Annotated in this window: 12 protein-coding genes; 8 read left to right on the top strand and 4 right to left on the bottom strand. The window is 41.5% G+C overall.

Annotated elements, in window-relative coordinates; translation table 11 throughout:
* Nucleotides 1-24 precede the first annotated feature (24 nt).
* Genes cysG through cysQ form a run of 6 tightly spaced genes read left to right on the top strand, consistent with a single transcriptional unit; the run spans nt 25 to nt 6,979 of the window.
* Nucleotides 25-1,446, top strand: a complete 1,422-nt coding sequence (gene cysG, locus A9479_RS12890) for a siroheme synthase CysG (RefSeq protein WP_016900055.1) — start codon at nt 25-27, stop codon at nt 1,444-1,446.
* A 43-nt stretch (nt 1,447-1,489) separates the two neighbouring features.
* Nucleotides 1,490-2,389: a sulfate adenylyltransferase subunit CysD gene (cysD, locus tag A9479_RS12885; protein ID WP_013463837.1), complete on the top strand. Its 900-nt coding sequence runs from the start codon at nt 1,490-1,492 to the stop codon at nt 2,387-2,389.
* Nucleotides 2,389-3,813: a sulfate adenylyltransferase subunit CysN gene (gene cysN / locus A9479_RS12880; RefSeq protein WP_028835949.1), complete on the top strand. Its 1,425-nt coding sequence runs from the start codon at nt 2,389-2,391 to the stop codon at nt 3,811-3,813. The genes cysD and cysN overlap by 1 nt, the downstream gene beginning before the upstream one ends.
* Before the next feature lie 34 nt (nt 3,814-3,847).
* Entirely contained in the window at nt 3,848-5,572 is a 1,725-nt protein-coding gene (locus A9479_RS12875; RefSeq protein WP_064663603.1) for an SLC13 family permease, read from the top strand.
* A gap of 33 nt (nt 5,573-5,605) precedes the next feature.
* On the top strand, nt 5,606-6,199 hold the full coding sequence (gene cysC, locus A9479_RS12870) for an adenylyl-sulfate kinase (protein ID WP_013463834.1): 594 nt from the start codon (nt 5,606-5,608) through the stop codon (nt 6,197-6,199).
* A 9-nt stretch (nt 6,200-6,208) separates the two neighbouring features.
* On the top strand, nt 6,209-6,979 hold the full coding sequence (cysQ, locus tag A9479_RS12865; protein ID WP_064663602.1) for a 3'(2'),5'-bisphosphate nucleotidase CysQ: 771 nt from the start codon (nt 6,209-6,211) through the stop codon (nt 6,977-6,979).
* A gap of 111 nt (nt 6,980-7,090) precedes the next feature.
* Here the strand turns inward: cysQ and A9479_RS12860 are convergent, their stop codons facing one another.
* A complete protein-coding gene (locus tag A9479_RS12860; RefSeq protein WP_036955732.1) occupies nt 7,091-7,576 on the bottom strand; it encodes a hypothetical protein in 486 nt (161 codons plus the stop codon).
* 88 nt (nt 7,577-7,664) lie between these two features.
* Nucleotides 7,665-8,462 (bottom strand): alpha/beta fold hydrolase, encoded by a 798-nt coding sequence (locus tag A9479_RS12855; RefSeq protein WP_036955729.1) that lies wholly within the window; start codon nt 8,460-8,462, stop codon nt 7,665-7,667.
* 477 nt (nt 8,463-8,939) lie between these two features.
* Here A9479_RS12855 and A9479_RS12850 point away from each other — a divergent pair, with 477 nt between their 5' ends.
* Together A9479_RS12850 and A9479_RS12845 are read left to right on the top strand one after the other, a co-directional pair.
* Complete coding sequence (locus A9479_RS12850) at nt 8,940-10,211, top strand: aromatic amino acid transport family protein (RefSeq protein ID WP_028835945.1); 1,272 nt, start codon at nt 8,940-8,942, stop codon at nt 10,209-10,211.
* A 128-nt stretch (nt 10,212-10,339) separates the two neighbouring features.
* Nucleotides 10,340-11,677, top strand: a complete 1,338-nt coding sequence (locus A9479_RS12845; RefSeq protein ID WP_064663601.1) for a M24 family metallopeptidase — start codon at nt 10,340-10,342, stop codon at nt 11,675-11,677.
* Between the two features lie 63 nt (nt 11,678-11,740).
* Here A9479_RS12845 and speD read toward each other — a convergent pair whose 3' ends face one another.
* Together speD and A9479_RS12835 are read right to left on the bottom strand one after the other, a co-directional pair.
* Complete coding sequence (gene speD, locus A9479_RS12840; protein WP_013463831.1) at nt 11,741-12,553, bottom strand: adenosylmethionine decarboxylase; 813 nt, start codon at nt 12,551-12,553, stop codon at nt 11,741-11,743.
* Between the two features lie 87 nt (nt 12,554-12,640).
* Nucleotides 12,641-13,054: an OsmC family protein gene (locus A9479_RS12835; RefSeq protein WP_028835943.1), complete on the bottom strand. Its 414-nt coding sequence runs from the start codon at nt 13,052-13,054 to the stop codon at nt 12,641-12,643.
* Between the last annotated feature and the right edge of the window lie 66 nt (nt 13,055-13,120).

The raw sequence follows: 13,120 nt of genomic DNA, 5'->3' as shown, positions 1-13,120 counted from the left end.
ATTATTTTTTAGGGGCGTTATTCAGTGCAATATTTACCTATCTTTACCAAACTCGACAACAAACCCGTATTGGTTGTTGGCGGTGGAGAGGTTGCCTTGCGAAAATGCCGTGCGTTTTTAAAAGCACGTGCCGATGTAACGCTAGTTGCTCCTTGGTTTTGCGAAGAATTAAAAGAACATGCGCATAATAATGAAGTAACATTAATAGATGCCTATTTTGAAGAGTCGCATCTTGATGGCAAAATTTTGATTATTGCCGCCACCGACAACGATGAAGTAAACAACACCGTATTTGAACTCGCCAATGCGCGTAATGTGTTTGTGAACGTGGTGGATGATCAACCTAAATGTACCTTTATTTTCCCCTCTATTGTTGATCGCAACCCAATTACCATTGCGATTTCAAGTGCAGGTACCGCGCCGGTTTTAGCAAGGCGCTTACGTGAAAAGCTCGAAACACTTATTCCGCAGCATATCGGCCCACTCGCTAACTTGGTCGGTGGCTTTCGCCATAAAGTAAAGCAACGCTTTAAACATTTTGCTGATCGTCGCCAATTTTGGGAAGGCGTGTTTGATTCATCAGTAGTAAGCAAAGTCCAAACCGGTGATACCCATGGCGCTGAGCAACAACTAGAGCAAATGCTGGATGCCAAAGTTGAACCAGAAGGCGAAGTATACGTAGTCGGTGCAGGCCCTGGCGACCCAGAGCTACTCACACTAAAAGCGCTGCAACTAATGCAACAAGCCGATGTGGTGGTATATGATTACTTGGTATCCGATGAGATCATGGAATTAGTGCGTCGCGATGCCGATTTAATCTGTGTGGGTAAGCGCTTAGGCGATCACAGCGTAGCTCAAGAAGATACAAATAAGATGTTGGTTGATTTAGCACAACAAGGTAAAAAAGTGTGCCGAATTAAAGGGGGCGACCCATTTATTTATGGCCGTGGTGGCGAAGAAGTCCAAGTACTGGCAGCCAATAACGTAAATTACCAAATAGTGCCAGGTATAACGGCAGCCGCGGGATGTAGTGCCTACGCAGGTATTCCTTTAACGCATCGCGACCATGCTCAGGCTATTCAGTTTGTTACCGGCCACTGCAAAAAAGAAGGACAAGAACTTAATTGGCAGTCGCTTGCACAAAAAAACCAAACACTGGCTATTTATATGGGGGTAATTAAATCGCCGCATATTCAAGCCGAGCTATTAAAACATGGGCGAGCAGCAACAACACCAGTGGCCATAATTGAAAACGGCACACGCAAAAATCAACGTGTTGTCACAGGACAGTTAGACCAATTAGCGCAGCTCATTGAGCAGCATCAAATTATTTCACCCGCTTTACTGATTATTGGTGAAGTAGCTTCGCTGCATCAAGAATTACACTGGTTTGGCGAAAAAGCACAGATCAGTAGCTTTGCTCAGCCGCTGACAGACGTAGCGTAGTTTAACAGATTTTAATTTAATCATTTTAGTAGGACGACCAACAATGGCTTTAACTCACCTTCAGCAACTTGAAGCTGAAAGTATCAAAATCATGCGCGAAGTCGCCGCTGAGTTTGAGAACCCAGTTATGCTTTACTCAATCGGTAAAGACTCATCGGTACTTTTGCACTTAGCTCGTAAAGCATTTTACCCTGCAAAAATTCCGTTTCCGTTATTACACGTAGACACCAACTGGAAGTTTCGTGAAATGATTGAGTTTCGCGACCGTTTAGCCAAAGAGTATGGCTTTGATTTAATCGTACACAAAAACCCTGAAGGCATCGAAATGGGTGTAGGCCCATTCACCCATGGTTCGGGTAAACATACCGATATCATGAAAACCCAAGGATTAAAGCAAGCGCTCAACAAGTACGGTTTTGATGCAGCATTTGGTGGCGCACGCCGTGATGAGGAAAAATCACGGGCTAAAGAGCGCGTGTATTCATTTCGTGATAAACACCATCGCTGGGATCCTAAAAACCAACGTCCTGAGCTTTGGAATACCTATAACAGCCAAGTGAATCCAGGTGAGAGTATTCGAGTATTCCCACTATCTAACTGGACTGAACTAGATATTTGGCAATACATTTATCAAGAAAATATCGAAATGGTGCCACTGTACCTTGCTAAAGAGCGCCCAGTAGTAGAACGCGACGGTACCTTAATCATGGTAGATGACGATCGCATGCCGCTTAATGAAGGTGAAGTACCGCAAATGAAGTCGGTTCGCTTTCGAACCTTAGGCTGTTATCCACTCACTGGCGCGGTTGAATCAACGGCAAGCAGCCTAACAGAAATTATTGAAGAAATGTTGCTATCGTCGTCATCTGAACGTGAAGGTCGGGTGATTGATCATGATTCAGCAGGCTCTATGGAGAAGAAAAAACGTGAGGGGTATTTCTAATGTCTAACCTAAATAACGATACATTTAACGAAGTAAAAGAAATTGGTATAGACGCTTACCTAGCACGTCAACAAGATAAAAGCTTATTACGTATGCTAACGTGTGGCAGCGTGGATGATGGTAAATCAACCCTAATTGGCCGCCTACTGCACGATAGTCACCAAATTTATGAAGATCAGCTAGCTGCACTTCATAAAGATAACGAAAAAGTAGGTAATGCCGGTGAAGAACTTGATTTAGCATTGTTAGTTGATGGCCTACAAGCTGAGCGTGAGCAAGGCATAACAATTGACGTAGCGTACCGTTATTTCTCAACCGCTAAGCGTAAGTTTATTATTGCCGACACCCCTGGGCATGAGCAGTACACCCGTAACATGGTAACGGGTGCATCAACCAGTGATGTTGCCATTATTTTAGTGGATGCACGTTATGGCGTGCAGGTACAAACTAAGCGCCATAGCTTTATTTGTGACTCATTAGGCATTAAACAGTTTGTGGTTGCGGTTAACAAAATGGATATTGTTGATTTTGACGAAACCGTTTATGAAAAAATTAAAGCCGATTATTTAAAATTTGCCGAGCAACTTAACGTATCAAACATTAAGTTTGTGCCTATGTCGGCGCTTAAAGGCGATAATGTAGTAACTCGCTCTGCACACACTCCTTATTACACCGACAAACCATTGCTTGAGCTGTTAGAAGACTCTCCGGCAGCTGAAATCGACACTGGTTTTGAAGCGCGCCTTCCGGTGCAGTATGTAGTTCGCCCTAATTTAAACTTCCGTGGTTTTCAAGGCACGCTGACCTCAGGTAAATTACGCGTTGGCGATGAGATAAAAGTACTGCCTTCAGGTAAAACATCTAACATTAAAGAGATTGTGACTTTTGATGGCAACCTCGACACCGCCGAAGCCGGCCAAGCAATCACGGTTACTCTTAATACTGAAATAGATATTAGCCGAGGGGACGTTATTGTGCCTGCGAATTCGCAAGCGCAAGTAACCAACCAATTACAGGCTAAAATTGTGTGGATGCACGAATCGCCATTAGTACTAGGTAAAAGCTATAACTTAAAACTAGGCAGCAAAAACACCTCGGCTATGGTCACTAAAATAGACCACACTATTGATGTAAACACCCTAGAGCATGGCAGCGCAGATTCATTACAGTTAAACGAAATTGCGATTGTGACACTCGAGCTGACCGAGACTATTTTAGCGGATCAGTACCATCACAATCATGAAACTGGTTCGTTTATTCTTATTGACCGTTTATCAAACTTAACGGTTGCAGCGGGAATGATAGAACAGGTACTACAAAGTGAAGAAAATGCGGGTAAATTTAGCGACTTTGAAGTTGAATTTAACGCCCTCGTACGCAAGCACTTTCCACATTGGCAAGCGCTTGATATTTCAAAGCTATAACGTTTAATAACCGCCTGTTAGGAATATTTAAAGCATGGTAGAACAGCTCATTTTAACAGGCATTATGTTGCTTTTAGTCGGGTGCCTATTTGGCACCCGTATTAACCCTGCGTGGTTATTTGTCAGTGCCATAGGCACCAGCTACCTAACTGGGCTCATTGACTTAGAAAACATGCTGGTTAATTATACTAACCCATCATTAATTACCTTAGTGTTATTAATTTTAGTGTCGATAGCGATAGAAAAAACCACGCTTATTCAACGCTTAGCTAAATCGTTATCCAGTGGCAGTTTAGTTAAATCAGTGACCAAGCTTGGGCTTTCTACAGCGTTTTTGTCTTCCTTTACTAACAATACCGCGGTGGTTGCCTCCTTAATTACCGCCATAAAAGATAACCCAAACCACTCCCCTTCAAAGCTGTTGCTACCTTTGTCGTACACCGCAATTTTAGGCGGTACTATTACACTCATCGGTACCTCTACTAACTTAATCGTAAATGGCTTTGCAGTAGATGCGGGGATGGCGCCATTAGGCTTTTTTGATTTTACCTTAGTGGGTTTAGGCGCACTCAGTGTGGGCTTAATCACTATTTTAGTGATGCTAAAATGCCTGCCCGACAACGGTAAAAATAGCCAAGAGGTGGTGCCTTTTTATTTAGAAGGGAAAGTACAAACCGGCTCTAAACTAATAAACCGCACCGTAGAAGAAAACGGTTTACGCGATTTAAAAGACTTGTTTTTGGCTGAAATTATTCGCGATGGCAATCGCATTTGCGCCGTGACCCCCCAACATATTATTCAACAAGACGACATACTGCTGTTTGTAGGCGATATAAAGTCGGTACCTTTGCTCACTCGCTTTGACGGCTTAAAAGTGGTGCACGACAAACACGAAAAAGACATAGAACACCTCGTTGAAGTTGTCGTTAGTCAGTCGTCTAAATTAATTGGCAAAACGGTAAAAGAAGCCCGCTTTAGAGAGCAATTTCATGCGGCCGTTATTGCTATTCGCCGTGGTCATGACCGCTTACAAGACGGGCTTGGGCAAGTGCGCTTACAAGCGGGTGACTCATTAATCCTCGCCCCTGGTAAAAGCTTTTATGACTTAACTAACTTAAAACGCGAGTTTGTGTATATTTCAGGGCTTGATTTACAAACCCACCTCAGTGCAAAGCAATCAAATATTGTATTGTTAAGCTTTGCGGGTGTACTGGGATTAAGTATTTTAGGTGCAGTACCGCTGGTTAAAGGCTTGTTAGTGTTACTTATTGGCCTAATGCTGTGTGGTACTATCAAACTAAGCGAAATAAAGCGCCGCTTTCCTATTGAGTTACTTGCTGTCGTGGGCAGTGCTATAGGTTTAGCTAAGCTGATGATAGGCACCGGCCTTGCCGGGCAAATATCAGACGCCATGTTTGTAGTGCTGGGCGACTTTGGCCCTTATGGCGCGTTTATCGCTATATTTTTAATGACGGTGTTATTTACCGAATTGATCACTAATAACGCCGCAGCGGCACTGTCGTTTCCGGTTGCTTACTCATTGGCTATTGGCTTTAACGTAGAACCTTTACCGTTTATTATGGCGGTTGCATTTGGCGCCTCAGCCAGCTTTATTTCACCTTTTGGTTATCAAACTAACTTAATGGTTTATAGCGCGGGTAACTACCGACTAAAAGACTATGTAATGATGGGGCTACCCCTTTCTATTATTTATTCAATTACCGTACTAACTTTGATCCCGCTGGTATTTCCGTTTTAATGCCCGCGCTTATAGCATAAAGAGACACAGCAAATGGATAACAATATTGTTTGGCATAATTACGCCACCACTAAAGTACAGCGCAGCGAACAAAAAAAGCATAAGAGCGCTATTATATGGTTTACTGGTTTTTCTGGCTCAGGTAAAAGCACCGTTGCGAATGCTTTAGAAGCGGCACTCAATCAGCAAGGCGCGCACACGTACCTACTTGATGGCGACAATGTACGCCATGGTTTATGTAAAGATTTAGGCTTTAGCGATGCCGATCGCGTTGAAAATATCCGCCGCGTAGGCGAAACCGCCAAGCTAATGGTTGACGCTGGTTTGTTAGTCCTTACTGCGTTTATATCTCCTTTTAAAGCTGAGCGCGACATGGTTCGTGAATTAGTAGATGAGGGTGAATTTATCGAAGTTTTTATCGACACCCCTCTTGAGGTGTGCGAAAGCCGCGATCCAAAAGGCTTATATAAAAAGGCGCGCGCCGGTGAAATTAAACACTTTACTGGGATTGATTCAACTTACCAGCCGCCGGTTAATCCTGAAATAATTTTAGATACCAGTAAAAACACCCTAGACCAATCGGTAGCTCAACTGATAACGTATCTAAAACATCAGCATATACTATAGGCCCATGTAATGAACCAAACTGAACTGCTAGAAGAAACCCTTATTCTCGCCCGCAAAGCGGGAAGCGCGATTATGGGTATTTACAATAAAGACTTTAACGTTGAGTACAAAGCCGATGAAAGCCCTGTAACCGACGCCGACTTAGCAGCTCATAAAATCATTAGTGCAGGACTAAAAGAGCTCACCCCCGATATTCCTGTGCTTAGTGAAGAAAGTGCCGATATTGGTTGGGATGTACGCCAAACATGGAACAGCTACTGGCTGGTTGACCCAATCGATGGCACCAAAGAATTTATAAAAAAGAACGGCGAGTTTACCGTTAATATTGCCCTAATCGAAAACGGCAAACCGGTTTTAGCCGTGGTTGATGCCCCTGCACTGGGTGTATCTTATTTAGCCGCCGAAGCCATTGGTGCTTTTAAAGATAAAGGCGATGAGCGCATCGAGCTTAAAGTGACCACCAAGCCTAACAAAGGCCTTATTCGTGTTGTAGGTAGCCGCTCGCACCCTTCCCCTGATTTAGCTGAATTTGTAAAACGCTTTGATGAGGTTGAAATGGTGTCAAAAGGCAGCTCACTGAAACTGTGTTTAGTCGCCGAAGGCAGCGCCGACATATACCCGCGCTTAGGCCCAACTTGTGAATGGGATACCGGAGCAGGCCACGCCATCGCCGAAATAGCCGGAGCAAAAGTCACTCAACTTGATGGAAGCCCGCTTTTGTACAACACCAAAGATGAATACTTGAATCCGTATTTTATTGTGAGTGCGATAGAAGAGTAAGGGTAGTTTTTAGTGGTTAGCTATCAGTTGTCAGCAAGACAAGTGGTAGCTTTAACTCTTTGATGTTACCAGTTGATGTCTAGCAAACGGTGAAAAAACATGCCTAATTTATTACTTGCTAGGTTTTAAGTACATCATACTACCTTTAAATACATCAAATAACTCACAATGAAACTTTTGAAGACTATCAATTAGCTCCTCAATTTCCCTTAGATTACGAGTAAACTCGGGATTTGATTCTTGCGTACCAGGTAATGAATTAATTTGCATTAAGTTTAGCCAGGCTGATGCATCAGAGTCTACTTGAAATAACCAATCGGTCACAATACCGTCAAAATAAAAATCAGCTAGGGCGAGTGCCTCTTGAAGCTCTTCGTATAACTTATCATCGACCACACGATTTATATCAACGCTACGCAAAAACCTTTTAACAACTATATAAATATGCAGTTTATTTGAGTTACTTTCACGCTTCTCTTTATCAACATTAAGCTTCCACTGCTGGTATGCAATAAAGCCTACTGAGATGGCAATTACAGGGCTTAATAAAGCCGAAAAGATATCAATAACTTGCTTAGCTGTACTTAACGCTTCCAATTTAAATTCCTTTTAAGTTAACCCATTTAGATCTTTTTTAAGTTTTGTAAGTCAAAAAAGAAAGTCCTATCCCTATTTATCTACAACCCTAACGATTTTGCTGGGCGATAAAAGCAAGCGAGTGTTGATTGAATAAGTCAGGGCGTTCTACGTTACAAACATGGCCGCATTGGTGAATAGTTTGCAGTACGCTATTTTTATGGCGCTTAACCATTTCTTTAACCGGGCCAAGGAACATGTGATCTTCTTTACCCATAATGTAAAGAATGGGTATATCAATGTCTTTTTCTTTGAAATATTGCATTAAAGGGTTTACGTCCATGGCTAATTTAAACCATTTTATAAACTCTTTTTGACACAAGCGTTTTGCTTCACGAACAAACAAAAGTCGGGACTCTTTATGGCGCTTTTTCGGCATCATAATAAAAGCAAATAAACGATACAGCCACATGTAAGGCAACAAGTGTTTAAAGGTATTGCCTAAATAAACCAAAGTATTACTACGAGTATTAAAACGAGTAACCGCTCCACCTAGCACCATGCTAGAAACATATTGCGGGGCGATTTCTGCAATATTTCGAATAAGAATTGTGCCCAATGAAATACCAACAAAGTGTGCGCTGGTGATATTGTTATGATCTAACACATCAATAATGTCTTTAGAAACATTATTAAATGAGTAATTATTATCTACAAAGTTTTGTAATAGATCATTAGATTTACCGTGACCACGAAGATCAAGCAACAACACATTATATTCTTTTTTATAAGCTTTAAGCTGACGAAACCAGATTGCCGAACTACCCCCTGCGCCATGGACAAATACTACCCATGTTTTACTGGTTTCGTGCACAAAAATAGTATGGAAAAGAATGTCTTTGCTCATTGCAATTAGCGGCCTATTTACTTCATTTGGCTTATTGAATTGTAGAAAGTATAACGGAGTTTAGAAAAAATCTCTTATGAAGTTCCGATTAATGGCTTCAATATTACAGGATAAAACCCGTTTTGAGTTATTAGCTATCAATTAACTGGCCAAGAAAGTGAGCAAGTACTCTCAATTCTCATAAGTACACTTATCAATCATTCACTGAGTTAATCTATACCAAGTACACATTGACTTGAAAATAACTTTTCAGATTGTATGTCCCGCCTTTCACACCAATCATGCTGATTATTCACGCATTTCGCGGCATATTCCTGCACTAATTGCGCAGCTTTTAAACACTGTTTCATATTCGTGACAGTCAGTAACTAATACGCTACAACAAATTTATATCCAAGACATAAAAACACATGAAATGAGTGCCTAAAAACTATATTCTTCGGCGCAATTATTATGATAAATAATGGATACACACACATGACAACATCTCAAGGTGCAACACTTTCAAATGCACCAGCACAAGACGCACACACGTCTAAATCAAAATGGAATCTGCATGATACGCAGTGGACACTTAGTCTTTTTGGCACCGCAGTAGGTGCAGGTATTTTATTTTTACCGATTAACATTGGTATTGGTGGTTTTTGGCCGCTGATTATTATGGCGTGTTTAGCCTTTCCGATGACCTTTTTAGCCCACCGTGGCTTGGCGCGTTTTGTATTATCGTCAAAAAATAAAGAGGCTGATTTTACCGATGTGGTAGAAGAGCACTTTGGCGTAAATGCGGGTCGACTGATCTCCTTGTTATACTTTTTATCAATTTTTCCTATTTTGCTTATTTACGGTGTGGGTTTAACCAATACGGTAGACAGCTTTATGGTCAATCAGCTAGGGATGGAGTCGCCGTCACGCGTTGCGTTATCGGGTATCTTAGTTGCGCTGATGATTGGCTTAATGATGGGCGGTGAGCGCTTAATGCTGCGCGCCTTTGCTATTTTAGTGTATCCGTTAGTGGGTATATTATTCTTTTTATCGCTGTATTTAATCCCAAGCTGGCAAATGCCGGATACAAGTTTGCCTGAGCTAGGCAGCTTTAGTAAAACACTTTGGTTATCAATTCCTATTATTGTATTTTCGTTTAGCCATGCAGCGGCTATTTCAAGCTTTGTTAATAAACAACGCAGCCACTACGGTGAACTGGCAACGTCTAAGTCAGAAGCGATTTTAAAGCGCACTAGTTTATTACTGATCACCTTTGTTTTGTTATTTGTGTTCTCATGTGTGCTATCACTTACCGGTGAACAAATGGCAGAAGCTAAAGCGGCAAACGTTTCTGTTTTGTCTTACTTAGCTAATATTACAGAAAACTCATTCATTGCAACGCTGGGACCTTTGGTTGCCTTTATTGCGATAATGTCGTCGTTTTTAGGTCACTTTTTAGGGGCGCGCGAAAGCTTTACCGGATTAGTAACTAAACACTCAAGCATGAGCCCTAAAGTGGCTGACAAAGTGGGTGCGGTACTGATGTTTTTTGCTATTTGGTTCTGCGCGGTTAAAAACCCAAGCATACTAGATATGATGGATCAGTTATCGGGCCCAATCATTGCGATGATTTTATTCATTATGCCAATGATTGCGGTTTACAAAGTACCTAGCTTACAAAAATACCGTAACCGTTTAAGTACCTTATTTGTACTGGCGGTCGGTTCGTTAGCCGTGTGTGCGTTACTGTACAGCATGCTTAGCTAAACGTTTTGACTCTAAAAAGCCCAGTATTTTGCTGGGCTTTTTTGTGCCTGCGGTTTATCGCAAATGATTTTTTTATCGTATTGCTTGTGAGATGTTAGCTTATATATTCGCCTAAAAATAAGCCAACTATGCAAAACAATAAATGCGTTTTTTTATTAGCCTTTATACTCATACTTCTTAGCCCTGTAATTAAAGCCGCTGAGTCCCCGACTATTTTATCAATGAAAAACAGGGCCGCGTTTATCGATAGCATTACCGAAAAACGCATCAATACGTTATTACCCACATTAATGCAGCAACACAATATAGATATGTGGCTAATGATAAGCCGCGAATATAATGAAGATCCGATATTAAAAACCATGCTGCCAGCAACGTGGTTGTCGGCAAGACGCACCACCATTTTAGTGCTAGCACGCAATGCCTCAGGGGCTGTAGATGCTTTTGCTATTGCGCCTTATAAAATAGGGAATGTGTTTAAAAAGGCATGGGACAAGCAAGCCCAGCCCAATCAGTGGCTTGCCCTTAATGAGCTTATTGAGCAATACCAACCGCGAAATATTGCTCTCAATACATCTACAGACTGGGCACACGCTGATGGCTTAGTGCTTGGCGATTACACCACTTTAATGGCCAACTTACCTGCGACATATAAAAATAAAATAACCTCAGCCGAGCCGCTGGCTGTTGCATGGTTAGAGCAACGCATTCCAGAAGAAGTGGACATGTACAAACACATTGTTGCTATTGCTCATTCTATTATTGCTGAGGGCTTTTCAAATAAAGTAATTACGGTGGGCAAAACAACCAGCGACGACTTAGTATGGTGGTTTAGAGAGCGCGTAAGGGAGCTTAAACTGCAAACGTGGTTTCACCCAAGTATTGCAATACAACGCGCCGACAGTAAATCGTTCCACCACGAAGACAGTTTTACCAATGGCTATGCCGACAATGTTATTCAAGCTGGCGATTTACTGCATGTTGATTTTGGTATTACGTATTTACGCCTAAATACCGACACTCAACAACATGCGTATGTTTTAAAACCAGGCGAGACAAAAGCCCCAGATTACCTTGTTGATGCGTTAAAAAAGGGTAATAAGCTACAGGACATTTTTACGGCTGAATTTACAGCTGGGAAAACGGGTAATCAGGTATTAAAAGCCGCCCGCGAAAAAGCCATTGCACAAGGTTTAAAACCCACTATTTATACGCACCCGCTTGGCTATCATGGCCATGCAGCTGGCACGACATTAGGCATGTGGGATTCACAGCAAGGTGTGCCGGGTGATGGCGATTACCCACTGCATTTAAATACCGCTTATTCTATTGAGCTTAACAATGCGGTGTTTATAAAGCCGTGGAATAAAGAAATAAGAATAATGCTAGAAGAAGACGCCCTATTTGATAAAACCGGTGTGTGGTATCTAAATGGCCGACAAACCGAGTTATTACTGATTAAGTAGCATTAAACAACACATACAAAAATGGCGCTCAGTGAGCGCCATTTTTTATTTAATGCGTTGCTATTATTCTGTATCTGGCAGATTACGACCATAGAATATTTCTTGCATTTCACGTGTTAGTTTTGAGCGAATCTCTTCTTCTTCGTCATCTGACAAATCATCAGTAGATAAACCAAATAAATACGTATTTAAATCGGTTTCTTTTAACATCATTTTGGTATGAAACAGGTTTTCTTGATACACGTTCACGTCCATCATTTGGTACGCTTCTTTAGTATCTTCTGTCATGAAGTTTTGAATCGAGTTAATTGCATGGTCAATGTAATGTTTAACGCCGTTAATATCGCGGGTAAAGCCACGTACACGGTAGTCAATTGTAACCACATCTGACTCAAGGCTATGGATTAAGAAGTTTAACGCTTTAAGTGGCGAAATAATGCCACAGGTTGATACTTCAATATCAGCACGGAAAGTACAAATACCATCATCAGGGTGTGCTTCAGGGTACGTGTGAACACAAATGTGGCTTTTATCAAGGTGTGCAACCACTGAGTCAGGTAACGGCCCTGGTGCTTCGTCAGCATCATAATTTTGCTGCTCTTCTACCGGCTCTTCTGAAACCAAAATAGTTACGCTGGCACCTTGTGGCTCGTAATCTTGACGTGCAATATTTAAAATATTGGCACCAATAATATCAACCACATCACCTAAAATGTCGGTTAGTCTATCTGCACTATACTGCTCATCGATATATTCTATATATTCTTTACGTTGTTGCTCTGTTTTTGCATAGCAAATATCGTAAATACTAAAGCTTAGGCTTTTAGTTAAATTATTAAAGCCATGAAGTTTAAGTTTATCGAAGGGTTTGTTCATATAAACCAACCTATAAATTAGTGAAATCTGCACCTGCAGAATGAAAAGTTCGCGGATTTTATACGAATTTTACTCACGGAAAAAGCGTTATTTTCCCTGATCTTGAACAACTTCATGGCTGTGGGTAATTTCTACTGTTTTATCAAGCATTAATGCAACTGAACAATACTTTTCTGCCGAAAGCGAAACCGCTCTTTCTAGGTGCTTTTCAGACACATTATTACCGGTTACAACAAAGTGTAAATTAATTTTGGTGAACACGCGCGGGGCTGTTTCTGCTCGTTCAGCGGTTAACTGCACATCTACTGATGAGAACTCTTGCTTAGTTTTTTTTAAAATACTCACCACATCAACCGATGAACAACCACCAACCGACATCAATACCATTTCCATTGGGCTAGGTGCTGCTCCGTCACTGCCCGCATCAAACACGACATTATGATTACTGCTAGAGCGACCGATGTAAGTATTACCTTCAACCCATTTTACATTTGCTTGCATTGTTTTATCTCAATAATTTATATTCATTACACGCAGACACTCGCGCGCATTTAAAATTAAATAGCG

The sequence above is a fragment of the Pseudoalteromonas sp. MQS005 genome (assembly GCF_001661605.1).
Classification (GTDB): Bacteria; Pseudomonadota; Gammaproteobacteria; order Enterobacterales; family Alteromonadaceae; genus Pseudoalteromonas; species Pseudoalteromonas tetraodonis.
The sequence above is the reverse complement of the archived record's forward strand: the minus strand, read 5'-3'. Positions and strand labels throughout refer to the sequence as shown.

Bases quoted from the DNA above. Each gene is read 5' to 3' on its own strand.
- A9479_RS12855 (WP_036955729.1), bottom strand. From the start codon at position 8,462: ATGAGCAAAGACATTCTTTTCCATACTATTTTTGTGCACGAAACCAGT.
- A9479_RS12845 (WP_064663601.1), top strand. From the start codon at position 10,340: ATGCAAAACAATAAATGCGTTTTTTTATTAGCCTTTATACTCATACTT.
- cysC (WP_013463834.1), top strand. From the start codon at position 5,606: ATGGATAACAATATTGTTTGGCATAATTACGCCACCACTAAAGTACAG.
- cysQ (WP_064663602.1), top strand. From the start codon at position 6,209: ATGAACCAAACTGAACTGCTAGAAGAAACCCTTATTCTCGCCCGCAAA.
- A9479_RS12875 (WP_064663603.1), top strand. From the start codon at position 3,848: ATGGTAGAACAGCTCATTTTAACAGGCATTATGTTGCTTTTAGTCGGG.
- A9479_RS12850 (WP_028835945.1), top strand. From the start codon at position 8,940: ATGACAACATCTCAAGGTGCAACACTTTCAAATGCACCAGCACAAGAC.
- A9479_RS12835 (WP_028835943.1), bottom strand. From the start codon at position 13,054: ATGCAAGCAAATGTAAAATGGGTTGAAGGTAATACTTACATCGGTCGC.
- speD (WP_013463831.1), bottom strand. From the start codon at position 12,553: ATGAACAAACCCTTCGATAAACTTAAACTTCATGGCTTTAATAATTTA.
- cysN (WP_028835949.1), top strand. From the start codon at position 2,389: ATGTCTAACCTAAATAACGATACATTTAACGAAGTAAAAGAAATTGGT.
- cysD (WP_013463837.1), top strand. From the start codon at position 1,490: ATGGCTTTAACTCACCTTCAGCAACTTGAAGCTGAAAGTATCAAAATC.